The 21,826-nt window shown below is 71.2% G+C and carries 22 protein-coding genes and 1 riboswitch; of the genes, 11 read left to right on the top strand and 11 right to left on the bottom strand.

All coding sequences use genetic code 11. From position 1 onward, the window contains the following. Window positions 1-33 precede the first annotated feature (33 nt). The 3 genes from ACIQ6Y_RS22950 to ACIQ6Y_RS22940 all read left to right on the top strand — a co-directional run bounded on the left by ACIQ6Y_RS22950 (window position 34) and on the right by ACIQ6Y_RS22940 (window position 3,137). The gene (locus ACIQ6Y_RS22950; protein WP_404041803.1) at window positions 34-450 is read left to right on the top strand and encodes a CHAP domain-containing protein; all 417 of its coding nucleotides are present in this window, start codon (window positions 34-36) and stop codon (window positions 448-450) included. A gap of 65 nt (window positions 451-515) precedes the next feature. Then, the gene (locus ACIQ6Y_RS22945) at window positions 516-1,433 is read left to right on the top strand and encodes an RICIN domain-containing protein (RefSeq protein ID WP_404041802.1); all 918 of its coding nucleotides are present in this window, start codon (window positions 516-518) and stop codon (window positions 1,431-1,433) included. Between the two features lie 60 nt (window positions 1,434-1,493). Further along, complete coding sequence (locus ACIQ6Y_RS22940) at window positions 1,494-3,137, top strand: DNA repair helicase XPB (protein WP_404041801.1); 1,644 nt, start codon at window positions 1,494-1,496, stop codon at window positions 3,135-3,137. 64 nt (window positions 3,138-3,201) lie between these two features. Here the strand turns inward: ACIQ6Y_RS22940 and ACIQ6Y_RS22935 are convergent, their stop codons facing one another. Further along, window positions 3,202-3,381, bottom strand: a complete 180-nt coding sequence (locus tag ACIQ6Y_RS22935) for a hypothetical protein (RefSeq protein WP_404041800.1) — start codon at window positions 3,379-3,381, stop codon at window positions 3,202-3,204. 343 nt (window positions 3,382-3,724) lie between these two features. Here ACIQ6Y_RS22935 and ACIQ6Y_RS22930 point away from each other — a divergent pair, with 343 nt between their 5' ends. Continuing rightward, window positions 3,725-5,689 carry a HelD family protein gene (locus ACIQ6Y_RS22930; protein ID WP_404042157.1) on the top strand — a complete coding sequence of 655 codons (1,965 nt, stop codon included), beginning with the start codon at window positions 3,725-3,727 and terminating at the stop codon, window positions 5,687-5,689. A 182-nt stretch (window positions 5,690-5,871) separates the two neighbouring features. Here the strand turns inward: ACIQ6Y_RS22930 and ACIQ6Y_RS22925 are convergent, their stop codons facing one another. Both ACIQ6Y_RS22925 and ACIQ6Y_RS22920 read right to left on the bottom strand, forming a co-directional pair. Next, window positions 5,872-6,564 (bottom strand): copper homeostasis protein CutC, encoded by a 693-nt coding sequence (locus tag ACIQ6Y_RS22925; protein ID WP_404041799.1) that lies wholly within the window; start codon window positions 6,562-6,564, stop codon window positions 5,872-5,874. Between the two features lie 92 nt (window positions 6,565-6,656). Continuing rightward, window positions 6,657-7,316, bottom strand: coding sequence for a maleylpyruvate isomerase family mycothiol-dependent enzyme (locus ACIQ6Y_RS22920; RefSeq protein ID WP_404042156.1), 660 nt, complete (start codon window positions 7,314-7,316; stop codon window positions 6,657-6,659). 57 nt (window positions 7,317-7,373) lie between these two features. Here ACIQ6Y_RS22920 and ACIQ6Y_RS22915 point away from each other — a divergent pair, with 57 nt between their 5' ends. Continuing rightward, window positions 7,374-8,018 carry a hypothetical protein gene (locus tag ACIQ6Y_RS22915; RefSeq protein WP_404041798.1) on the top strand — a complete coding sequence of 215 codons (645 nt, stop codon included), beginning with the start codon at window positions 7,374-7,376 and terminating at the stop codon, window positions 8,016-8,018. Window positions 8,019-8,044: 26 nt separating this feature from the next. Further along, window positions 8,045-9,139 carry a GNAT family N-acetyltransferase gene (locus tag ACIQ6Y_RS22910; protein WP_404041797.1) on the top strand — a complete coding sequence of 365 codons (1,095 nt, stop codon included), beginning with the start codon at window positions 8,045-8,047 and terminating at the stop codon, window positions 9,137-9,139. 19 nt (window positions 9,140-9,158) lie between these two features. On the opposite strand, the gene ACIQ6Y_RS22905 is transcribed toward ACIQ6Y_RS22910, so the two are convergent. Together ACIQ6Y_RS22905 and ACIQ6Y_RS22900 are read right to left on the bottom strand one after the other, a co-directional pair. Continuing rightward, window positions 9,159-9,425 carry a DUF4031 domain-containing protein gene (locus ACIQ6Y_RS22905; protein WP_404041796.1) on the bottom strand — a complete coding sequence of 89 codons (267 nt, stop codon included), beginning with the start codon at window positions 9,423-9,425 and terminating at the stop codon, window positions 9,159-9,161. Then, window positions 9,422-9,802 carry a hypothetical protein gene (locus tag ACIQ6Y_RS22900; protein ID WP_404041795.1) on the bottom strand — a complete coding sequence of 127 codons (381 nt, stop codon included), beginning with the start codon at window positions 9,800-9,802 and terminating at the stop codon, window positions 9,422-9,424. Before ACIQ6Y_RS22900 ends, ACIQ6Y_RS22905 begins: the two co-directional genes overlap by 4 nt. 56 nt (window positions 9,803-9,858) lie before the next feature. Between ACIQ6Y_RS22900 and ACIQ6Y_RS22895 the strand changes: the two genes are divergently transcribed. Together ACIQ6Y_RS22895 and murQ are read left to right on the top strand one after the other, a co-directional pair. Then, window positions 9,859-10,794 (top strand): MurR/RpiR family transcriptional regulator, encoded by a 936-nt coding sequence (locus ACIQ6Y_RS22895; protein ID WP_404041794.1) that lies wholly within the window; start codon window positions 9,859-9,861, stop codon window positions 10,792-10,794. Between the two features lie 113 nt (window positions 10,795-10,907). Then, window positions 10,908-11,825, top strand: a complete 918-nt coding sequence (gene murQ, locus ACIQ6Y_RS22890) for an N-acetylmuramic acid 6-phosphate etherase (protein ID WP_404041793.1) — start codon at window positions 10,908-10,910, stop codon at window positions 11,823-11,825. Between the two features lie 18 nt (window positions 11,826-11,843). On the opposite strand, the gene ACIQ6Y_RS22885 is transcribed toward murQ, so the two are convergent. Beyond that, complete coding sequence (locus ACIQ6Y_RS22885) at window positions 11,844-12,491, bottom strand: dihydrofolate reductase family protein (protein ID WP_404041792.1); 648 nt, start codon at window positions 12,489-12,491, stop codon at window positions 11,844-11,846. Between the two features lie 85 nt (window positions 12,492-12,576). Between ACIQ6Y_RS22885 and ACIQ6Y_RS22880 the strand changes: the two genes are divergently transcribed. Then, window positions 12,577-13,146, top strand: coding sequence for a hypothetical protein (locus ACIQ6Y_RS22880; RefSeq protein WP_404041791.1), 570 nt, complete (start codon window positions 12,577-12,579; stop codon window positions 13,144-13,146). Window positions 13,147-13,149: 3 nt separating this feature from the next. On the opposite strand, the gene ACIQ6Y_RS22875 is transcribed toward ACIQ6Y_RS22880, so the two are convergent. From ACIQ6Y_RS22875 to thrC, 5 genes are all read right to left on the bottom strand, one after another. Further along, window positions 13,150-14,277, bottom strand: coding sequence for an NADH:flavin oxidoreductase (locus tag ACIQ6Y_RS22875; protein ID WP_404041790.1), 1,128 nt, complete (start codon window positions 14,275-14,277; stop codon window positions 13,150-13,152). A 172-nt stretch (window positions 14,278-14,449) separates the two neighbouring features. Beyond that, window positions 14,450-16,072, bottom strand: a complete 1,623-nt coding sequence (groL, locus tag ACIQ6Y_RS22870; protein WP_404041789.1) for a chaperonin GroEL — start codon at window positions 16,070-16,072, stop codon at window positions 14,450-14,452. A 409-nt stretch (window positions 16,073-16,481) separates the two neighbouring features. Beyond that, window positions 16,482-16,688, bottom strand: a complete 207-nt coding sequence (locus ACIQ6Y_RS22865; protein ID WP_019057200.1) for a cold-shock protein — start codon at window positions 16,686-16,688, stop codon at window positions 16,482-16,484. A 451-nt stretch (window positions 16,689-17,139) separates the two neighbouring features. Beyond that, window positions 17,140-17,415 carry a MoaD/ThiS family protein gene (locus ACIQ6Y_RS22860; RefSeq protein ID WP_404041788.1) on the bottom strand — a complete coding sequence of 92 codons (276 nt, stop codon included), beginning with the start codon at window positions 17,413-17,415 and terminating at the stop codon, window positions 17,140-17,142. Beyond that, entirely contained in the window at window positions 17,412-18,695 is a 1,284-nt protein-coding gene (gene thrC / locus ACIQ6Y_RS22855; RefSeq protein ID WP_404041787.1) for a threonine synthase, read from the bottom strand. The genes ACIQ6Y_RS22860 and thrC overlap by 4 nt, the downstream gene beginning before the upstream one ends. Window positions 18,696-18,713: 18 nt before the next feature. Beyond that, a riboswitch (SAM riboswitch) is annotated at window positions 18,714-18,861 on the bottom strand. Between the two features lie 158 nt (window positions 18,862-19,019). Between thrC and ACIQ6Y_RS22850 the strand changes: the two genes are divergently transcribed. Continuing rightward, complete coding sequence (locus ACIQ6Y_RS22850) at window positions 19,020-19,964, top strand: glucosyl-3-phosphoglycerate synthase (protein WP_404041786.1); 945 nt, start codon at window positions 19,020-19,022, stop codon at window positions 19,962-19,964. 69 nt (window positions 19,965-20,033) lie between these two features. After that, window positions 20,034-21,419, top strand: coding sequence for a trehalose-6-phosphate synthase (locus ACIQ6Y_RS22845; protein WP_404041785.1), 1,386 nt, complete (start codon window positions 20,034-20,036; stop codon window positions 21,417-21,419). The last annotated feature ends 407 nt before the right edge of the window (window positions 21,420-21,826 follow it).

Here is a 21,826-nt window from a genome sequence, read left to right as displayed (position 1 = left end):
AACAGCCAGGCCTGCGGGACCAGCAAGGGCTACATGTACGTCAAGGTCGACGGCGCCTGGACGAAGAAGTGGACCAGCGTGAAGTGGACCTCGCGCGCCTGGTGCGCCGACTTCGCCAAGTACAGCTGGTACTGGGGCAAGGCGAAGATCACCGGGCTGAACGCGGCCGCCGACTCCTTCCGTACCTACGGCCGGGCCAACGGGACCTGGCACAGCAAGGGGCAGGTGGCGTCGGGCTCGTACAAGCCGAAGCCGGGTGACGCCGTGTCCTACGACAACAACGGCGACGGGCGTGCCGACCACGTCGGGATCGTGACCTCGTACAGCGCCTCGCGCAAGGTGTACCACTCGGTCGAGGGCAACACCTCGCTGGAGCGGCTCACCTACAAGAAGTCCCAGTCCGCCACGGCGGGCCGGGTGCTGGGCTACACCACGCCCAAGGCGCGGTAGCCACCGTTCGCGCGGTGTCCTGAAAGTGCTTTCCAACGTGGCAGGTCCACGCCAGGATCTGCCTCATGAGCCACAGGTCACCCGCGTTGCAGGAGGTACGGACCGCAGCCGAGCTCGCGGCGGAGCTGCGGGAGCTGAAGGCGCGCTCCCGGCTGACCTACCGGCAGCTGGAGGAGCGCGCCGCCCAGCAGGGCGAGCTGCTGCCGCGCAGCACCCTCGCCGACGTGCTCCGCCACGGCACCCTGCCGCGGCCGGAGCTGCTGACCGCGTTCATCCGCGCCTGCGGGGAGGGCGACGCCGTGGAGGAGTGGCTGGCCGCGCGCCGGCGGGCCGAGGCCGCGGGGCAGACGCCCGCGGAGGAACCGGCCGGGGAGGACGGCTCTCGTACGGGGGTCGGGGGCCGTCGCCCCTGGGGGGTCGCGCGGCGAGGGTGGTGGCTGGCCGGCGGGGCCGCCCTCGCCGTCGCGGCGCTCGCGGCCGGGGCCTGGATGCTGCGGGACTCGGGCGGGACGGACGCGGGGGCCCGGCTGCCGGGTGAGGAGTTACTCATCCGGCCGGCCGGCTCCCCGGGGCTGTGCCTGACCGACGGGCAGGTGCCGGACGGGCGCTACGACTCCCTCGTCGCGGTGCAGCGTCCCTGTGCCGAGGCGGTGCCGCCCGCCACGACCCTGGTCCCGGCCGGCCGGGACACCTACCGCATCTCCTGGCAACACCCCGACCACGGGAAGGGCTGTCTGAAGGCCCTCGACTCGGGGAAGGCGAAGGGTCTGCTGGAGCCGTGGGAGGACTGCGGGCAGACGACCCTCTTCCGCTTCGTGCCGACCGAGGACGGTGAAAAAGGCACCTATCGGATCCACGTCACCGACACGACCTGCGTGGCCGTCGCCGGCACGGGCGCGGGCGCCGAGGCCGTCGTCGCCCCCTGTGCCGACACCGACGCCCAGCTGTTCGTCGTAGAGCCCGATGCGGAGCACGACGGCTGAGATCGGCGCCCGATGGGGCACACTGGACGTTTGGCCCGCGTGGAAGGGATGGACACGCACGTGAACGGACCGCTGATCGTCCAGTCGGACAAGACCCTGCTCCTGGAAGTCGACCACGAGCAGGCGGACGCCTGTCGACGGGCCATCGCGCCGTTCGCCGAGCTGGAGCGGGCGCCCGAGCACATCCACACCTACCGGGTCACCCCGCTGGGCCTGTGGAACGCGCGCGCCGCCGGGCACGACGCCGAGCAGGTCGTGGACGCGCTGGTGCAATACAGCCGCTACCCCGTGCCGCACGCGCTGCTGGTGGACATCGCCGAGACGATGGACCGCTACGGCCGCCTCACCCTGTCCAAGCACCCCACGCACGGGCTGGTCCTCACCACCACCGACCGGCCGGTCCTGGAGGAGGTGCTGCGCTCCAAGCGGATCGCCCCGCTGGTCGGCGCACGCATCGACCCGGACACCGTCGCCGTGCACCCCTCCGAGCGCGGGCAGATCAAGCAGACGCTGCTCAAGCTGGGCTGGCCCGCCGAGGACCTCGCCGGGTACGTCGACGGCGAGGCGCACCCGATCGACCTCGCCGAGGACGGCTGGGCGCTCAGGCCGTACCAGAAGCAGGCCGTGGAGAACTTCTGGCACGGCGGCAGCGGAGTCGTCGTGCTGCCCTGTGGCGCCGGAAAGACGCTGGTAGGCGCCGGGGCGATGGCCCAGGCCAGGTCGACGACGCTGATCCTCGTCACCAACACCGTCTCCGCGCGGCAGTGGAAGCACGAGCTGGTGAAGCGGACCTCGCTGACCGAGGACGAGATCGGCGAGTACAGCGGGACGCGCAAGGAGATCCGGCCGGTCACCATCGCCACCTACCAGGTGCTGACGACCAAGCGGAAGGGCGTCTACCCGCACCTGGAGCTGTTCGACTCCCGCGACTGGGGTCTGATCGTCTACGACGAGGTGCATCTGCTGCCCGCGCCGGTGTTCAAGTTCACCGCCGACCTCCAGGCGCGCCGCCGCCTGGGCCTGACCGCGACCCTGGTCCGCGAGGACGGCCGCGAGTCGGACGTGTTCTCGCTGATCGGGCCCAAGCGGTTCGACGCTCCGTGGAAGGAGATCGAGGCGCAGGGGTACATCGCGCCCGCGGACTGCGTGGAGGTGCGGGTGAACCTCACCGACTCCGAGCGCCTCGCGTACGCGACCGCGGAGACGGAGGAGAAGTACCGCTTCTGTGCGACGACCGCCACCAAGCGGAAGGTGACCGAGGCGATCGTGCGCCGGTTCGCCGGGCAGCAGATCCTCGTCATCGGGCAGTACATCGACCAGCTCGACGAGCTGGGCGAGCACCTCGACGCGCCGGTGATCAAGGGCGAGACCTCCAACGCGCAGCGCGAGAAGCTCTTCGACGCCTTCCGGGAGGGTGAGATCAGCGTGCTCGTGGTGTCGAAGGTGGCGAACTTCTCCATCGACCTGCCGGAGGCGACCGTCGCCATCCAGGTCTCGGGCACCTTCGGCTCCCGTCAGGAGGAGGCCCAGCGTCTCGGCCGGGTCCTGCGGCCCAAGGCCGACGGCCACCAGGCGCACTTCTACTCGGTCGTCGCCCGCGACACCATCGACCAGGACTTCGCCGCCCACCGGCAGCGCTTCCTGGCCGAGCAGGGCTACGCGTACCGCATCATGGACGCGGACGAGCTGCTCGCGGAGAGCTGACCTGGGGTTTCGGGGGCCAGTGGGGGGACGCGGCTCCGGACAGCGGCGGATGCGGCTCCGGAGCCTAACGTCGGCGGACGCCGGCCTCCTCGCCGTACTCGCCGAGGAGGACCACGTCCACGGCGGCACCCGCGAACACCTTGATCGCGCGCAGGGCGTCGCCCAGACGGTGGCGATGTCCCGCGATCAGGGCGCTGGCACCGGACGGCTGGAGGTGGGCGGGGTGGATGGTTGCTGCGCTCATGTCTCCATAGTGCGATTCCGGGCATAAGTGCGACATCCGTCCAGGGGCTGAACCCCCGTCCGGCCTCGTCCGACCCCAGAGGGAGCGGGCCCCCGAGGGCGGGACCGTGCGTCCCCTAGGGGACGGGAAAACCGTTGGCCTCCGCCCCGGCCGCTGCCCTACAATCGCCGCTCTTGCCCGCCTCCCCTCGCCGGAGCGCCGTCGACCGGACGGAAACCGGTCGGCATCCCGCAGCCACCCGTCCAGCAGGTCCTACGGAGGCACTCCCTTGTCCACGCCCGCTGTCGATCCCCTCTCCCGAGAGCGCTCCCACCTGGCCTCCTCCCGTGCCGCGCTGCGTGCGATGCGCGAGGACGTGGAGTCCCTGGACATCCGCGACGTGACCGCGAACTGGGTCAACGCCGAGGTCCTGGCCCGCCAGATCGACGACCGCATCAAGGCGCTGGCCGACCTCAGCGACACCCCGCTGTTCTTCGGCCGCCTCGACTTCCTGCATGCCCCCGGGGCCGAGCAGGCCGAGGGCGCGCAGGGCGAGCGCTTCTACATCGGGCGGCGGCACGTCCATGACGCCGACGGCGACCCGATGGTCATCGACTGGCGTGCCCCGGTGTCGCAGCCGTTCTACCGCGCGTCCAAGAAGGACCCGATGGACATCGCGCTGCGCCGCCGCTTCGGCTACACCGGCGGCGACCTCACGGCGTACGAGGACGAGCACCTCTCCGACCCGGCCGAGGCGGCGAAGACCAGCAAGCTGCTCCAGCAGGAGATCGAGCGCCCGCGTGTGGGCCCGATGCGGGACATCGTCGCCACCATCCAGCCCGAGCAGGACGAGATCGTACGGTCGGGGCTTGGCGGCACGGTGTGTGTGCAGGGCGGCCCCGGCACCGGCAAGACGGCCGTCGGCCTGCACCGCGTCGCGTACCTGCTGTACGCCCACCGCGAGCGCCTCGCCCGCACCGGCACGCTCGTCATCGGACCGAACAAGTCCTTCCTCCACTACATCGAGCAAGTCCTGCCCGCGCTGGGCGAGTTGACCGTCCGCCAGGCCACCGTCGACGACCTGGTGGCGCATGTGGAGGTGCGCGGCACGGACGACGCGGCCGCCGCCGTCGTCAAGGGCGACGCGAGGATGGCCGAGGTGCTGCGCCGGGCCCTGTACGCGCATGTGGTCATGCCGACCGAGGCGGTGGTGGTCGTGCGTGGCTCACGCCGCTGGCGCGTCCCGGCGTACGAGCTGGAGGAGATCGTCCGCGAGCTGCTGGACCGCGGTCTGCGTTACGGCGCCGCCCGCGAGGCCCTGCCCCAGCGGATCGCGCACGCGGTGCTGGTGCAGATGGAGCGGGCGGGCGAGGCCCCCGACGACCGGGTCCAGGACGCGGTGGCCCGCAACAGCGCGGTCAAGGCTGCCGTGAAGGCCCTCTGGCCGGCCGTCGACCCGGCGAAACTCGTCCTGCGGCTGCTGACGGACGCGGACTTCCTCGCCGTACACGCCGACGGCATCCTCGACGAGGACGAGCGCAAGACGATCCTGTGGGCGAAGCCGGTGCGGTCGGTGAAGTCGGCGAAGTGGTCGCCGGCCGACGCGGTGCTGATCGACGAGGCCACCGACCTGGTGGAGCGCACGCACTCCCTCGGGCATGTGGTGCTGGACGAGGCGCAGGACCTGTCCCCGATGCAGTACCGGGCGGTGGGCCGGCGCTGCACGACCGGCTCCGCGACGGTCCTCGGCGACCTCGCCCAGGGCACCACCCCCTGGGCGACCCGCAGTTGGGAGGAGGCGCTGGCCCATCTCGGCAAGTCCGACGCGGTGATCGAGGAACTGACCGCCGGTTTCCGTGTCCCGACCGATGTCATCACCTACGCCTCCCGGCTGCTGCCGCACATCGCGCCCGGGCTCACGCCCGTGGCCTCGGTCCGGGAGAACCCCGGGTCCTTCGAGGTCCGCGCGGCGGAGGGGGACACCGCGGTGATCGATGCCGTACGGGATTCCCTGCGGCAGGAGGGGTCGATCGGCCTCATCGCCGCGGATGCGCGTGTCGCTGCGCTGGCTTCCGCGCTGGGGTCGGCCGGGATCAGCTACCTCGATCCCGGTGAGGAGACGACTCCCGACACGCGGCTGACGCTGGTGCCGGCGTCTCTCGCCAAGGGTCTGGAGTACGACTATGTCGTGCTGGACGAGCCGCAGGCCGTGGTGGACGGGGAGCCGGACGAGCGGACCGGGCTGCGGCGGCTGTACGTGGCTCTGACGAGGGCGGTGTCGGGGCTGACCGTGGTGCACGGGGCGCCACTGCCGGTGCAACTGGGCTGACGTTCCGGGGCTGTTCGGGGGTGGTGACCGTTCGTACCGGGCTGTCCCACCGCCGTGGCTGGTCGCGCAGTTCCCCGCGCCCCCTAGGGCACGCACCCAGGGGTGACGTCCCCAGGGGCGCGGGGAACTGCGCGAGCAACCCACGATCACCCGCAGCCCGGTAGGCGCCGGAACCAGCCCCCTCAGTCCGCGTCCAGCACCCGCCGCCACTCAGCCACAGCCGACACCGACACCACCCCCGCCCAACCCGCCGAGCGAGCCGCTCCGCCGATGTGGAACGCGTCGATCCCCGCCTCCCGCAACCGCGGTACGTGCTCCAGCTGCAACCCGCCCCCCACGAGGATCTGCTGCTCGTACCCCGGCTCGCCCTGCCGCGCGGCCTCCGCCACCAACGTGGGCAGGCCGTCGTCGACCCCGGCGGCCGCGCCTGCGGTCAGGTAGGTGTCCAGGCCGGGCAGCCCGTCGAGCTGCTTGCGCAGGGCGTCCCGGTCCGCGGCCCGGTCGATCGCGCGGTGGAAGGTCCAGGGACACCCGTCCAGCTCGGCGACGACCCGCTCGACGGCGTACATGTCGACCCCGCCGTGGGCGTCCAGGAAGCCGAGGACGAACTCGCTCGCCCCGGCCCCCCGCATCCGATGCACGGCGTCGACCAGCAGGCCGACCTCCCCGGCGGCGAACCCGCCCGCGAGCCGCAGCATCACGCGCAGCGGGATGTCGACGGCGGCGCGGATCGCGGCGACGGTCGCAGCCGGCGGGGTGAGCCCGTCGGCGGCCATGTCGGTGACCACCTCAAGGCGGTCCGCGCCTCCGGCCTGGGCGGCGACCGCGTCCTCGGCGTCGAGGGCGATCACCTCCAGGACTGCACGCGTGCTCATAGGACCCCTTCCGTCGGTGTTCCCTGGAGCGGCTACAGGTCTAGTCCAATCTCAGGGTACGTCGGGAAGGCGCCGGGCCGCGAGATCGCCCTTCAGCCGAAGATGTTCAGTTCGGCGGCCTCGACCCCGGCCAGCTCGTAGGAGGCCCCGCTCAGCGGCCGCCCGGCGTACAGCCGGACCAGCGTCGGCGCGTCCCCGATGTAGCGGGCCGGCGTCCGCTCACCGCTGGCCTCGCCCAGCCGCAGCGGCTCGTCGGCGTCGTCCAGGTCGGCGTGCAGCGGCACGTGCCCCTTGGCCCGGGTCAGCCAGGCCAGCAGGGCGAGGGCGTGCGGGAGGCCGGGGCCCGCGTAGGCACCCGGCTCGCCGAAGGCCTCGCGCACGTCCCCGGCGTGCACCCACTCCCCCAGCGCGACCATGTCCAGCCGTCCGCCCGCCTTCACGATCGCCGCCCCGGCCTCGGTCATCCCGCGCTCCAGCTCGTCGACGACCTGCTGGTTGCTCCACCCGGCCCGCTCGGCGATGTCCCGGTCGTTCGAAGCGGGCGAGAACACGCCCTCCTCGAACCGGCCCTCCACCACCCGCATCAGCGCCGACGAACAGTGCGCCAGCACATCCCGCACCGACCACCCCGGACAGGCGGCGGTGGGAATCGCGAAGTCCTCCTCGGGGCGTCCCCGCAGCAGCGGGATCAGCGCGTCCCGCTCCGTGACGAGCAGTCGTCCGGGCAGTTCCGGGTCGTGTACCTCAGCCATGTCAGTCATACGGCCACGCTAGGCGGGGCCCGTCGCCCCACGCGGGAGAATGGCCGCATGGCCGATCTCGACGTCCTGCGTGCCCGTTTCGCCCGTGCCCTGGAGGGCGCCCGCGGTCCCGGCGGTGGCCCCGACCCGGCGCCGTACGCCGACAACCTGCTCACCCGCTGGCAGGAGCCGCAGCGGCACTACCACACGCTCGCCCACCTGGTCGCGGTGCTGGACCACGTCGACACGCTGGAGCGGTACGCCGCCGACGCGGACGTCGTACGGCTGGCGGCCTGGTTCCACGACGCGGTGTATCTGCCGGACCGCTCGGAGAACGAGGAGCGGTCGGCCCGGCTCGCCGAGCGCGCGCTGCCCGAGGCGGGGGTGTCCGACGTCAGGACCGCCGAGGTGGCGCGGCTGGTGCGGCTGACCGTGACGCACGACCCGGGCGAGGACGACTTCGACGGGCAGGTGCTGTGCGACGCGGACCTGGCGGTCCTGGCCTCGCCGCCGTCGGCGTACGCCGCGTACACCGCCGCCGTACGCGAGGAGTACCACTTCGTGCCCAACGACGCCTTCCGCGCGGGCCGTTCGGACATCCTGCGCCAACTTCTCGAACTGCCACGGCTGTTCCACACGCCCTTCGGGCAGAAGCACTGGGAGGCGACGGCCCGCTACAACCTGCGCGGTGAGCTGGAAATGCTGTCGACCTGAGGCGAGGGGCCGCCTAGCCTGCCCGCATGCGATTCATGGGTGCGGAACGGGCGGAAGAGGCGGTCGCGAGCTGCGCGGCACTGCTGCGGACGGTGGTCGGGGAGGACTGGTCGGGCACCAAGGCCGCGGGCCTGGAGTGGAGTTGCCGGGAGACGGTCACGCACATCGCCAGCGACCTCATCGGGTACGCCGGCAACCTGGCCGGACGGCTCAAGTCGTCGTACGCGCCCTTCGACATCACCGTCGACGGCGACGAGAACGGCGACTACAAGGCGGACAACGCCGGCCAGATCGAGGTCGTCGAGGTCATGGGCGCCCTGTTCTCGGCGACCCTGCGCACCACCCCGCGCGCGGCGCGCGGCTTCCACCCGTACCCCTTCCGCAGCGCGAACCGCGACGGATTCGCCGCGATGGGCATCGCCGAGGTGCTGCTGCACACCCATGACATCGCCCGCGCCTTCGACACGCCCTACGAGCCGCCCGCCGAGGTCGCCGAGTACGTCCTGACGACCATCTTCCCGACCGTCCGGCCGGGCCCGGCCCCGTGGCCGACCCTGCTGTGGGCGACCGGCCGCGGCGACCTGCCGGGCCGCGAGCCGGTCACCGGCTGGCGCTGGTCCAACAACCACGTCATCCGGGCCGACCGCCTCGCCCTGGAGGGCGTCACCCCCGCCGCCGCGGCCGACCTCCACAGCGGCGGCGACGGCGGCTTCGACTGGGTCGAGGACGGGCCCTTCGACGGCACCCGGGTCGCCTCCCAGATGCTGTGGCAGGCGTACGAGGCGGGGGTGCACCGCCCCGAGTTCGGTGTGTACGTCCTCGTCCGCGAGGAGGACGACCGCGCGGTCGGCGGCATGGGCTTCCACGGCGCGCCGGACGAGCAGGGCCGGGTGGAGGTCGGCTACGACCTCGCCGAGTCCGCCCGCGGCCAGGGCTACGCCACCGAGGCGCTGGGCGCGCTGACCCGCTGGGCGCTGGACCGCGAGGACGTCACGACGCTGGTCGCCACCGTCGACCGGGACAACCTCGCCTCCCAGGCGGTCGTCACCCGCACGGGCTTCGTCCAGGTCGGCGAGAAGGGCGACGCCGGCGAACTGCTGGTGTTCGAGCTGAAGGGCTGACGGGCCGGCGGGCTGACGGCTACGAGCTGTTGTTCTTCCTGCGCCGCAGCCCGGCGCCGTGCAGCAGCCGCACCACCTCGCGGCTGCTGACCTCCACGGCGCCTGCCCGCACCACGTCCCGGTAGCGGTGCGCGGGGATGTCGTAGTGGTCGCGTTCGAAGGCGCGGCGCGGCACGCCCAGCCGGTCGGCGAAAGTGTGCAGTTCGTCGTAGGAGACATCGCTGACCAGGTGGGACCACATCCGGCCGTGCCCCGGCCACTGGGGCGGGTCGATGTAGACGGTCACGAGGACGTGGCCCCGCCGGCCGCGCCCAGCGTGCCGACCCGGGCCACCCGCACCCCGGCCTTGTGGCACACCCAGTGCGGGTCGGGGCCCAGTTCGGGCTCGACGTCCAGCGAGTGCGGGTCGCCCGAGCCGCACACCGGGCACAACGGCCAGCGCCCGTACCGCTCCAGGAGCGCGTCCTGGACGTCCTGGGCAACCAGCCCGGCCACATAGTGGGCGCCCTCCGGCCACTGCTCCACCCACCAGCGGCGCTGCGCGACGGACTCCTCGACCAGTGAGACGACGTCCGCCTCGGCGACCCGTCCCGCCATGAGGTCGGCGAGCACCAGTGCGCGGGCAGCGTGCAGGGCCTGTTCCAAGGGGCTGAGGGCTTCCATAGCTCCCATTGTGCGCACTCTTGACCGCGACACCGAGCCGAAAATATCTTTCACGGGTGACCCGTGTAGTGAAGGAAACTTTCTCCCCGTCGGGCGGCAGCTCCTCCTCGGGCGGCGACACCCCGCCCGCTCCGGCCGCCCTCGCCGCCAAGGTCCGCACCCTCGCCCCCTCGATGACCCGCTCCATGCAGCGTGTCGCCGAGGCCGTCGCGAGCGACCCGGCCGGCTGCGCGGCCCTCACGGTCACCGGCCTCGCCGGACTGACCGGCACCAGCGAGGCGACCGTCGTGCGCACCGCCCGCCTGCTCGGCTACCCCGGCTACCGCGACCTGCGCCTCGCCCTCGCCGGCCTCGCGGCCCAGCAGCAGTCGGGCCGCGCGCCCTCCATCACCACCGACATCGCCGTCGACGACCCCATCGCGGACGTGGTGGCGAAGCTGGCCTACGACGAACAGCAGACCCTCGCCGACACCGCCGCCGCCCTGGACACCGTGCAGCTCGGCGCCGCCGTCACCGCGGCCGCCTCCGCCCGCCGCATCGACGTCTACGGCATAGGCGCCTCCGGTCTGGTCGCCCAGGACCTCACCCAGAAGCTCCTGCGCATAGGCCTCATAGCCCACGCCCACAGCGACCCCCACCTCGCGGTGACCAACGCGGTGCAGTTGAGGGCGGGTGACGTGGCGATCGCGATCACCCACTCCGGCTCCACCGGGGACGTCATAGAACCCCTCCGCGTCGCCTTCGAGCACGGCGCCACGACCGTCGCCATCACCGGCCGCCCCGACTCCCCGGTCACTCAGTACGCCGACCACGTCCTGACGACGTCCACGGCCCGCGAGACAGAGCTGAGACCGGCCGCGATGTCGTCACGGACCAGCCAACTCCTCGTCGTGGACTGCCTGTTCGTAGGCGTCATGCAACGCACCTACGAAACGGCGGCCCCGGCCCTGGCGGCGTCGTACGAGGCACTGGCACATCGCCATCGCAGGTGAAGTGGATGCTGTCAGGGGCGCGGGGAACTGCGCGACAAGCCACAACAAACCGGCACCCGACCACAACGAACAACCCCTACGGTCTTAGTTGAACCCGGAGAGAGCCGCCCCCCATGACTCCCGAAGACCTCCACCTGGACACCCTCACCACAGAAGCCTTCCGCCCGGAACTCGCGGAGATCGACCGCCTCCCCACCCTGGAGATCGCGCGCCTGATGAACACAGGGGACACGACGGTCCCGGCCTCCGTGTCCCGGCACCTGCCGGAAATCGCCAGAACCATCGACGCCGTGAGCCACCGCATGGCAACCGGAGGCCGCCTGATCTACGCCGGCGCCGGCACCGCCGGCAGACTCGGCGTCCTGGACGCCTCCGAGTGCCCGCCGACCTTCAACACCGACCCCGCCCAGGTCATCGGCCTGATCGCGGGCGGCCCCCAGGCGATGGTGACCTCCGTCGAGGGCGCGGAGGACTCGAAGGAGCTGGCGCGGGCGGACCTGGACGCCCTCAAGGTCGCCCCCGACGACACGGTGATCGGCATCTCGGCCTCGGGCCGCACCCCGTACGCCGTGGCGGCGGTGGAGCACGCCCGGTCGCTGGGCGCCCTCACGGTGGGCCTGTCCTGCAACACGGGCAGTCCGCTGGCGGCCGCCGCCGAGCACGGCATCGAGGTCGTGACGGGCCCGGAGCTGATCACCGGCTCGACGCGGCTGAAGGCGGGCACGGCCCAGAAGCTCGTCCTCAACATGATCTCGACGATCACGATGATCCGGCTGGGCAAGACCTACGGGAACCTCATGGTCGACGTACGGGCCTCCAACGAGAAGCTGCGCGCCCGCTCCCGCCGTATCGTCGCGCTGGCCACCGGGGCCACGGCCGACGAGATCGAAGCGGCGCTGGCGGCGACCGACGGGGAGGTGAAGGACGCGATCCTCACCATCCTCGCCGACGTGGACGGCCCGACGGCCGCCCGCCTGCTGGAGGAGTCGGGCGGCCACCTGCGCGCGGCGCTGTCGGCGACGAGCGGCTGACCCAGGGCTCGGCCGCGCTCACTTCCGCCAGAACAGATGGTGCGTGACCCCGCTGGGGCTGGGCACGACCTCCAGGTGGAAGCGGTCGAGGAGCTCGTCGGGAGACTCCCAGAGCCGTACGCCCGAGCCGAGTTTCACGCCCGGGGAGACGGCCACGTGCAGCGTGTCGACGAGGTCGGCGTCCAGGAACTCCCGCACGGTGGTGGCGCCGCCGCCGAGCCGCACGTCCTTGCCCTGCGCGGCCTCCCGGGCCAGCCGCAGGACGGTGAGCGGATCACCGTCGACGAAGTGGAAGGTCGTGTCGGACAGGGTGAACGAGGGCCGCGGGTGGTGCGTCATCACGAACACCGGCGTACGGAACGGGGGCTCGTCGCCCCACCACCCCTGCCACTCGTGGTCCTGCCACGGGCCACGCTGGGGCCCGAACTTGTTGCGCCCCATGATCTCGGCGCCGATGTTCCGGGCGAAGTCACGTGTGAAGTAGTCGTCGAGGCCCCGGCTCCCGCCGGGGTCGGTCCGGTTGGGCCAGCTCGCCGTGGCCCCGGCCCACGAGAACATCGCCCCCGGATCGGCATGCCCGAACGGCCTCTGAAGGCTCTGCCCCTCCCCGGAGGCGAACCCGTCGCTCGAGACACAGAAATTCTGGACGCGCAGCAGCTGACTCATGTGGCTCCTCCTGAAGTCGTCTCCAGGACTTGAGACCGGGAAGCCACCGGAAACTCATCGGCGGCACCTCCTATCCTGGGACAACATGAACCACGCCCAGCTCACCGCCCTAGGCCGTGCCCTGCGTCTCCTCGGGGAGCACGGGGAGGCGCTGACCGCCGACACGCCCGATGCCAGGCTGCACGAGGTGAAGGGGGATCTGCGACGGGCCCTTGACCTGCTGGAGGAGGGCATCAGCACGGCAGCACCCGCCACGCGCTGTGCCGAGCACCCGAACGGGCCGGTCGACAGCGCGGCGCCCGATCTGTGCCTGCTGTGCGAGACGCGGCGCAGGGCGGCCCGGCGGGCCGAGATCAACGGTCCGGCCGCGTCCCGGCCCGCGGAGAACGCGCCGTCCAGGTACGGGGTGCGCGGCGACCGGCCGCAGCCCCAGCAGCGGTGGCTGCCGGAGCTGTGGAACGGCCAGGAGTGGCAGCTGTGCGGCACGCCCCGGCGGGACCGCCGCGAGGCGGAGCTCTACCTCGCGGCCCAGCGCCGGGGCCCCCGGGCCGCGATGGCGTACCGGCTCGTCCACGAGTTCACCGACTACGAGGTGCTGCGTGTCTGGGGCACCCCGGTCCGCGTCGACATCGAGCCGCTGAACGGCAGCCTGTGAAGGTCAGCTGAGGGTCTTCAGCGCGGCGGCGTCGTACGGCTTGAGCTCGGCCGTCCGGTCGGCGAGCACCTTGGCCGCCCACTCCGGGTCCTGGAGCAGCGCGCGGCCGACGGCGACCATGTCGAACTCGTCGGACTCCAGCCGGTCCAGGAGGTTGTCGATGCTGCCGAGCGGCGCGCCCTCGCCCTGGAACGCCCCGATGAAGTCGCCGTCGAGGCCGACCGAGCCGACGGAGATGACCTGCTTGCCGGTGAGCTTCTTCGTCCAGCCGGCCAGGTTCAGGTCGGAGCCGTCGAACTCGGGGAGCCAGTAGCGCCGGGTGGAGGCGTGGAAGACGTCGACGCCGGCCGCCGCGAGCGGGGTGAGGACGGCCTCCAGCTCCTCGGGCGTCTCGGCGAGGCGGGCGGTGTAGTCCTGCTGCTTCCACTGCGAGTAGCGGAAGATGACGGGGAACTCGGGGGAGACGGCCTCCCGCACCGCGGCGACGATCTCGGCGGCGAACTTGGTGCGGGCCACCGCGTCACCGCCGTAGGCGTCGGTACGGCGGTTGGTGCCGGCCCACAGGAACTGGTCGACGAGGTAGCCGTGGGCGCCGTGGATCTCCACGCCGTCGAAGCCGATGCGCTCGGCGTCCGCGGCGGCCCGCGCGAACGCGGCGACGACGTCGCCCAGGTCCTGCTGGGTCATGGCCTTACCCGTGGGCTCGGCGCCCGCGGTGACCAGGCCGGAGGGGCCCATGGCGGGGGCGTCGGGGAACGGGCCGTCGCCCTGGTTGCGGACCATGCCGATGTGCCACAGCTGCGGGACGATCGTGCCGCCGGCCGCGTGCACGTCCTCGGCGACCTTCGCCCAGCCCGCCAGCTGCTCCTCGCCGTGGAAGCGCGGGACGCGGCGGCTGTTGCCGGCCGAGTCGTGGCCGACGTAGGTGCCCTCGGTGACGATCAGGCCGACGCCGGCCGCGGCGCGGCGGGCGTAGTAGGAGCGCACGTCCTCACCCGGTATGCCGCCCGGGGAGAACATGCGGGTCATGGGGGCCATCACGATCCGGTTGGGGACGGTGAGGCCGTTCAGCGTGATCGGCCGGGACAGCACCGCGGCGGCGCGGGAGGCGGGGGACTCGGTGACGCTCACGTGGGGGCTCCTCAGGTCGTGCGCCGGTGAAACCGGTCGGTATGTGAGTGCGCATTCTTGCAGGTTCTTAAGTACCTGCCTATGACCCCGGACACGCCGAAGGGCGGCACCCCCTGTCGGAGACAGGAAGTGCCGCCCTCGTGCGCAGGACTGCCGCTGATCCTCGGGAGGATCAGAAGTCCATGTCACCGCCCGGCATGCCGCCGCCGGCCGGCGCAGCGGCCTTCTCCGGCTTGTCGGCGATGACGGCCTCGGTGGTCAGGAACAGCGCGGCGATGGAGGCGGCGTTCTGCAGGGCAGAGCGGGTCACCTTCGCCGGGTCGATGATGCCCTCGGCGATCATGTCGACGTACTCACCGGTCGCGGCGTTGAGGCCGTGGCCGACGGGAAGGTTGCGCACCTTCTCGACGATGACGCCACCCTCGAGACCACCGTTGGCGGCGATCTGCTTCAGCGGGGCCTCCAGCGCGAGCTTCACGGCGTTGGCGCCGGTCGCCTCGTCACCCTCGAGCTCCAGCTTCTCGAAGACCTGGGAGGCCTGCAGCAGGGCCACGCCACCACCGGCGACGATGCCCTCCTCGACGGCCGCCTTCGCGTTGCGAACGGCGTCCTCGATGCGGTGCTTGCGCTCCTTGAGCTCCACCTCGGTGGCGGCACCGGCCTTGATGACGGCCACGCCGCCCGCGAGCTTCGCCAGGCGCTCCTGGAGCTTCTCGCGGTCGTAGTCGGAGTCGCTGTTCTCGATCTCGGCGCGGATCTGGTTCACGCGGCCGCCCACCTGCTCCGAGGAGCCGGCGCCGTCGACGATGGTGGTCTCGTCCTTGGTGATGACGACCTTGCGGGCGCGGCCCAGGAGGTCCAGGGTCGCGTTCTCCAGCTTGAGGCCGACCTCCTCGGAGATGACCTCGCCGCCCGTGAGGATGGCGATGTCGCCGAGCATGGCCTTGCGGCGGTCACCGAAGCCCGGGGCCTTGACGGCGACGGACTTGAAGGTGCCGCGGATCTTGTTGACGACCAGGGTCGACAGGGCCTCGCCCTCGACGTCCTCGGCGATGATCAGCAGCGGCTTGCCCGACTGCATGACCTTCTCCAGGAGCGGGAGCAGGTCCTTGACCGAGGAGATCTTGGAGTTGGCGATGAGGATGTACGGGTCCTCGAGCACCGCCTCCATGCGCTCCATGTCGGTCGCGAAGTAGGCGGAGATGTAGCCCTTGTCGAAGCGCATGCCCTCGGTGAGCTCGAGCTCCAGACCGAAGGTCTGCGACTCCTCGACGGTGATGACGCCTTCCTTGCCGACCTTGTCCATCGCCTCGGCGATGAGCTCGCCGATCTGCGTGTCGGCGGCGGAGATGGAGGCGGTGGAGGCGATCTGCTCCTTGGTCTCGACCTCCTTGGCCTGGTCGAGCAGCGCACCGGAGACGGCCTCGACGGCCTTCTCGATGCCGCGCTTGAGAGCCATCGGGTTGGCACCGGCGGCCACGTTGCGCAGACCCTCGCGCACGAGCGCCTGGGCGAGAACGGTGGCGGTGGTCGTACCGTCGCCGGCGACGTCGTCCGTCTTCTTGGCGACTTCCTTGACCAGCTCGGCGCCGATCTTCTCGTACGGGTCCTCGAGCTCGATCTCCTTGGCGATGGAGACACCATCGTTGGTGATCGTGGGGGCGCCCCACTTCTTCTCGAGGACGACGTTGCGACCCTTGGGGCCGAGCGTCACCTTGACGGCGTCCGCGAGCTGGTTCATGCCGCGCTCGAGGCCGCGCCGCGCCTCCTCGTCGAACGCGATGATCTTGGCCATGTGAAGTGGTCCCTCCAGGACTGGGGGTGATTCCTTCGGACCGCGCCCGCGCCCGCGACGGACGGCCTGCCTGCCCCGTGGTTCCTTGCCCCACTTGGCCTGCGGCCTCACCGACCCGGTCCTTCGTTGTCACTCTCACCTTCAGAGTGCTAACGCAATGATTAGCACTCGCCCCCTGCGAGTGCAAGCGGCTCTCGGGGTTCGGGCCGGGGGGATCAGCCGCAGGCGCGGGGTTCGGGCCGGGGGGATCAGCCGCAGGCGCGGGGTTCGGGCCGGGGGGATCAGCCGGAGGCGAACAGGACACGGGCGAGCGGCACGTCCAGGAGACTGCGGGCAGGACGAAGGGCCCGCACCCCGGGAGGTGCGGGCCCTTCGAAGAAGAACGTCGCGCAGTGAGTCGACGCGTGCTTCAGCTGGTCGCCAGCCGGACCATGTCCGCCTGCGGCCCCTTCTGGCCCTGCGAGATCTCGAAATCGACTCGCTGGCCTTCTTCCAGGGTGCGGTACCCGTCCATCTGAATCGCGCTGTAGTGGACGAAGACGTCCGCACCACCGTCGACCGCGATGAAGCCGTACCCCTTCTCCGCGTTGAACCACTTGACGGTGCCCTGAGCCATGCCTAACTCCCCTATTACTGGCCCTTGCACAGATCCACACTTCGCGGACCCGGGTCAGACCTCACCCCCCATTGGCCGGGGGCGTGCGCCGGAACGCGTCGACCGCGGCTGAATGTATCTGTCCAACTGCCGTCTGCAACAGGTCAATCGGACGAGAATTCAGGACGCAGGCGTTCGGGAGTTTGCCAAGAATTCACCCTGTTTCAGGGCAAGTCGGGCCGCACATAAGGAGCGAAAGGCGCAAAACCGCCGGGCACTTTGGCTGCTTCTCGTCGGTTCTCGACGGATCCTCGAGCGGACTTCATATGCACCCGGCATACGGAGGCGGCGGGCTTCCCCAACTCTACCGTGCTCAACCATGCAGAATTGCCCCCTCCGCTTCTCTCACGGAGGGGGCAATTCGATGAACTCTCGGTGACCACCCTTACCGAAGGTAATGGGCGGGCGGGTCTCAGCCGCCGGCGACCGCCGGAATGATGGAGACGCCGGCCCCGTCCGGGGTCGCGGTCTCCAGCCCCTGCTCGAAGCGCACGTCGTCGTCGTTGACGTACACGTTCACGAACCGGCGCAGCTTGCCCTGGTCGTCGAGCACCCGGGCGGCGATGCCCGTGTGGTTCTTCTCCAGGTCGGCGATGACCTCGGCGAGGTTCGCGCCCTGGGCGGGAACCTCGGCCTGACCGCCGGTGTAGGTGCGCAGGATGGTGGGGATGCGGACGGTCACGCTCATGCGAGGCCAGCCTCTCGGAAGGAGTCCAGGTTGGGGCGGATGGTGGCGGTCAGACCGGTACCGGCCACCGCGTCGAGGGTCTTCAGGCCGTCACCCGTGTTGAGGACGACGGTGGTCAGCGAGGGGTCGAGGACACCGCTGTCGATCAGCTTCTTCGTCACGCCGACGGTCACACCGCCGGCCGTCTCGGCGAAGATGCCCTCGGTCCGGGCGAGCAGCTTGATCGCGTCGACGATCTGCTCGTCGGTCACGTCCTCCACAGAACCGCCGGTGCGGCGCGCGATGTCCAGGACGTACGGCCCGTCGGCCGGGTTGCCGATGGCCAGCGACTTGGCGATGGTGTCCGGCTTCTGCGGGCGCACCACGTCGTGCCCGGCCTTGAAGGCGGTGGACACCGGCGAGCAGCCCTCGGCCTGCGCACCGAAGATCTTGTACGGCCTGTCCTCGACGAGCCCGAGCTTGATCAGCTCCTGGAGCCCCTTGTCGATCTTCGTCAGCTGCGAGCCCGAGGCGATGGGCACCACGATCTGGTCGGGCAGCCGCCAGCCGAGCTGCTCGCAGATCTCGTACGCGAGGGTCTTGGACCCTTCCGCGTAGTACGGGCGCAGGTTGACGTTGACGAAGCCCCAGCCCTCGCCCGCCGGGTCGCCGATGAGCTCGGAGCAGAAGCGGTTGACGTCGTCGTAGTTGCCCTCGATGCCGACGAGTTCGCCGCCGTAGACCGCGGCCATGACGACCTTGCCCTGCTCCAGGTCGTGCGGGATGAACACGCACGAGCGGAAACCGGCACGAGCGGCGGCGGCACCCACCGCGCCGGCCAGGTTGCCGGTGGAGGAGCACGAGAGGGTGGTGAACCCGAAGGCACGCGCGGCCTCGAGAGCCTGCGCGACGACCCGGTCCTTGAAGGAATGAGTCGGGTTGCCGGAGTCGTCCTTGATGAACAGCCCGCCGGTCACGCCCAGCTCGCGCGCCAGGTTGTCTGCCTGCACGAGCTTGGTCCAGCCGGGGTTCAGGTTGGGCTTCTCGGCCACGTCGGCGGGCACCGGCAGCAGCGGCGCGTACCGCCAGATGTTCGCGGGGCCGGACTCGATCCGCTTGCGCAGCTCTTCGGCGTCGTAGGAGGAGAAGTCGTACGCGATCTCCAGCGGTCCGAAGCACTCCTCGCAGGCGAAGAGGGGTCCGAGGGGCACCTGGTGCCCGCACTCGCGACAGCTCAGGGCGGCGGCCGGCCCGAGGTCGACGGTGGAATCGGTGGAGGTTGCAACAGTCTGCGCAGCCATGTGAGGCGAGGCCCTTTCTCCTCATCTTCCTCACGACGCATCTCGCCGTGAGACGGATTTGGCACCTTCCCTAGCCGGGAGCCTCGCTGCACGAATGTCAGGAGAACCGACTGGAGGGTTGCCGGGGCTTCATCGGGCCGTATCCCTCTGCCCCTCTGGATGAGCGGTATGGAGTTGTCCACGCGGAGGACCCCCGACATGCGATGGTCATCAGCGTTGTTCAAGACTGTAACCGAAGGCCAGGACAGTTGAGATAGCCGTCCGAACCGCGAGATGGATCACTTCCGACCCCCTCGCCGAGAGAACGCAGAGGAGCCGCAGGCTGTGCTGGAAGAAGTCGAGCGCTGGCTGACCACTCGCTCCTGGTCCGTCACCGACCGCCCGCTCCACCAGATCCTGGCCGCGAAGCGCGCGAGCGGCCTGAGGGTCTCCGTCGTGCTGCCCGCGCTCAACGAGGAGGAGACGGTCGGCGACATCGTCGCGATCATCCGCCACGACCTGATGCAGCAGGTCCCCCTCGTCGACGAGATAGTCGTGGTCGACTCGGCCTCCACCGACCGCACCGCGGAGGTCGCCGCAGCGGCAGGCGCCAAGGTCGTCCACCGCGACGACATCCTCCCCCGCATCCCGTCCGTCCCCGGCAAGGGCGAAGTGCTCTGGCGCTCGCTCCTCGTCACCAGCGGGGACATCGTCTGCTTCATCGACGCCGACCTGAAGGAGTTCTCCTCGGACTTCGTCTCCGGCATCGTCGGCCCCCTGCTCACCGACCCCGACGTGGACCTGGTCAAGGGCATGTACGACCGCCCCCTGGCCGGCGCCCAGGGCCAGGGCGGCCGCGTCACCGAGCTGATGGCCCGCCCCCTGCTCAACATGCACTGGCCCCAGCTCGCCGGCTTCGTCCAGCCCCTGGGCGGCGAGTACGCGGCCCGCCGCAGCCTCCTCGAACAGCTCCCCTTCCCCGTCGGCTACGGCGTGGAGCTGGGCATGCTCGTGGACTCCCTGCACCTGGTGGGCCTGGACGCCCTCGCCCAGGTCGACGTCGGCGTCCGCAAGCACCGCCACCAGGACGGCCAGGCCCTGGGCCGCATGGCGGCGGCGATCTACCGCACGGCCCAGCTCCGCCTGGCCCGCGGCCACCTCATCCGCCCCGCCCTCACCCAGTTCGAACGGGGCGAGGACGGCTTCGAGGCCCGCACCTACTCCGTGGACACCGAGGAGCGTCCGCCGATGCTGGAGATCGCAGAGTACGCGTCACGCAAGGTCGCGTGACGCCCGAACTCTCCGTATCCGGCTGATACGCGCGTTTGAGCGTTTCCGGGCCGGGCTAGGTTGAGGGCTATGGCTTCCACGCACGGTGCACAGGTGCTGGTCGCGTCCAACCGCGGCCCGGTCTCGTACGAACTGCGCGAGGACGGCGCGCTGCACGCAAGACGCGGCGGTGGCGGACTGGTCTCCGGCCTCTCCGCGATCGGCCCGGACGCCGGCGCCCTCTGGGTCTGCTCGGCCCTGTCCGACGGCGACCGCGAGGCCGTCCGCCGCGGCGAGGGCGAGCCGGGCGTCCGCATGCTGGACATCCCGGCCGACGTCCACGCCGACGCCTACAACGGCATCGCCAACTCGGTCCTCTGGTTCGTCCACCACATGCTGTACCAGACCCCACTGGAACCGGTCTTCGACGAGGACTTCCGCCGCCAGTGGAGTTCCTACGAAACCTACAACCGGGCCTTCGCGGAAGCGCTCGCCGCCGAGGCGGCCGAGGGCGCGGCAGTGATCGTCCAGGACTACCACCTCGCCCTGGTCCCGGGCCTCCTGCGCACCCTGCGCACCGACCTGCGCATCGGCCACTTCTCCCACACCCCCTGGGCCCCGCCCGAGTACTTCCGCATGCTCCCGGACGACATCTCCGCCCAGCTCCTGAAGGGCATGCTCGGCGCGGACCGCCTCGGCTTCCTCACCCACCGCTGGGCGAACGCCTTCACCGCGTGCTGCGAGGAATTCGCCGGCGGCCCGGGCGACACCCGGATCGGCGTCCACGGCCTCGGCGCCGACGCGGACTTCCTGCGCGAACGCGCCCACCGGCAGGACGTGCAGGACCGCATGACGTCCCTCCGCACCGAGATCGGCGAGGGCCGCAAAGCCATCGTCCGAGTGGACCGCACCGAGCTCTCGAAGAACATCGTCCGAGGCCTCCTGGCCTACCGCCACCTCCTCGACCTCCACCCCGAGTGGCGCGAACAGGTCGTCCACGTCGCCTTCGCCTACCCCTCCCGCCAGGACCTCGCCGTCTACCGCGACTACACGGCAGAGGTCCAGCGCCTCGCCGACGAGATCAACGCCTCCTACGGCACCCCCACCTGGACCCCGGTCGTCCTCCACGTCCAGGACGACTTCGCCCGCTCCCTCGCCGCCTACCGCCTCGCCGACGTCGCCCTCGTCAACCCCATCCGCGACGGCATGAACCTCGTCGCCAAGGAGGTCCCCGTCGTCTCCGACCAGGGCTGCGCACTGGTCCTCTCCCGAGAGGCCGGCGCGTACGAGGAGCTCGGCGAGGACGCGCTGGGGGTCAACCCCTACGACATCGTGAGCACGGCCCACGCCCTCCACGACGCCCTCACCATGCCCCCGGCCGAACGCGCCGAACGCACCAAGAGACTCGCCGCCTCCGCCACCGCCCTGCCTCCGGCCCAGTGGTTCCTGGACCAACTGAACGCCCTGACCCGCTGACCAGCGCCCCGTCCCTCTCCCGCCGTATGCACCTGCGGGCCGCCGTGGGCTGATCGCGCAGTTCCCCGCGCCCCTGAGGAAGTGGGCCGTCCCCGCCGTATGCGACCGCGGGCCGCCGTCGGCTGGTCGCGCAGTTCCCCGCGCCCCTCAAGGACGCCACCGTCAGCCGCGTACGGCCGTAAGCCACCACGGACGGTGGGCATTGCGGCCAGCCGCGTACGGCGGGAAGGGGACGGGACGGGGGGTTGTCCGCCCGCAGCGGCCGGCGGAAACCCAGTTCGACCCTGTAGCCGACCAGATCGCCGGACCGAGGACGGACAACCCCCCGGCCCGGGGCCCCCCCCCCCCCCCCCCCCGGGGGGGGCCCCCCCCCCCCCCCCCCCCCCCCCCCCCCCCCCCCCGCAACC

Source organism: Streptomyces sp. NPDC096205 (assembly GCF_044763135.1).
In the GTDB taxonomy this organism is placed as follows: domain Bacteria; phylum Actinomycetota; class Actinomycetes; order Streptomycetales; family Streptomycetaceae; genus Streptomyces.
Note: the sequence above shows the minus strand (reverse complement) of the source record. Positions and strands in the feature narration are given on the sequence as shown.

Excerpts from the sequence above, each read along its gene's own strand:
- ACIQ6Y_RS22865 (WP_019057200.1), bottom strand. The coding sequence starts at position 16,688 with ATGGCTCAGGGCACCGTCAAGTGGTTCAACGCGGAGAAGGGGTACGGC.
- ACIQ6Y_RS22860 (WP_404041788.1), bottom strand. The coding sequence starts at position 17,415 with ATGAGCGTGACCGTCCGCATCCCCACCATCCTGCGCACCTACACCGGC.
- ACIQ6Y_RS22930 (WP_404042157.1), top strand. The coding sequence starts at position 3,725 with ATGCGCGAGGACGTGGAGTCCCTGGACATCCGCGACGTGACCGCGAAC.
- groL (WP_404041789.1), bottom strand. The coding sequence starts at position 16,072 with ATGGCCAAGATCATCGCGTTCGACGAGGAGGCGCGGCGCGGCCTCGAG.
- ACIQ6Y_RS22920 (WP_404042156.1), bottom strand. The coding sequence starts at position 7,316 with ATGGCTGAGGTACACGACCCGGAACTGCCCGGACGACTGCTCGTCACG.
- ACIQ6Y_RS22885 (WP_404041792.1), bottom strand. The coding sequence starts at position 12,491 with ATGAGTCAGCTGCTGCGCGTCCAGAATTTCTGTGTCTCGAGCGACGGG.
- ACIQ6Y_RS22925 (WP_404041799.1), bottom strand. The coding sequence starts at position 6,564 with ATGAGCACGCGTGCAGTCCTGGAGGTGATCGCCCTCGACGCCGAGGAC.
- ACIQ6Y_RS22950 (WP_404041803.1), top strand. The coding sequence starts at position 34 with ATGTACGTCAAGGTCGACGGCGCCTGGACGAAGAAGTGGACCAGCGTG.
- ACIQ6Y_RS22935 (WP_404041800.1), bottom strand. The coding sequence starts at position 3,381 with ATGAGCGCAGCAACCATCCACCCCGCCCACCTCCAGCCGTCCGGTGCC.
- ACIQ6Y_RS22915 (WP_404041798.1), top strand. The coding sequence starts at position 7,374 with ATGGCCGATCTCGACGTCCTGCGTGCCCGTTTCGCCCGTGCCCTGGAG.
- thrC (WP_404041787.1), bottom strand. The coding sequence starts at position 18,695 with ATGGCTGCGCAGACTGTTGCAACCTCCACCGATTCCACCGTCGACCTC.
- ACIQ6Y_RS22845 (WP_404041785.1), top strand. The coding sequence starts at position 20,034 with ATGGCTTCCACGCACGGTGCACAGGTGCTGGTCGCGTCCAACCGCGGC.
- ACIQ6Y_RS22910 (WP_404041797.1), top strand. The coding sequence starts at position 8,045 with ATGCGATTCATGGGTGCGGAACGGGCGGAAGAGGCGGTCGCGAGCTGC.
- ACIQ6Y_RS22945 (WP_404041802.1), top strand. The coding sequence starts at position 516 with ATGAGCCACAGGTCACCCGCGTTGCAGGAGGTACGGACCGCAGCCGAG.
- ACIQ6Y_RS22900 (WP_404041795.1), bottom strand. The coding sequence starts at position 9,802 with ATGGAAGCCCTCAGCCCCTTGGAACAGGCCCTGCACGCTGCCCGCGCA.
- murQ (WP_404041793.1), top strand. The coding sequence starts at position 10,908 with ATGACTCCCGAAGACCTCCACCTGGACACCCTCACCACAGAAGCCTTC.
- ACIQ6Y_RS22880 (WP_404041791.1), top strand. The coding sequence starts at position 12,577 with ATGAACCACGCCCAGCTCACCGCCCTAGGCCGTGCCCTGCGTCTCCTC.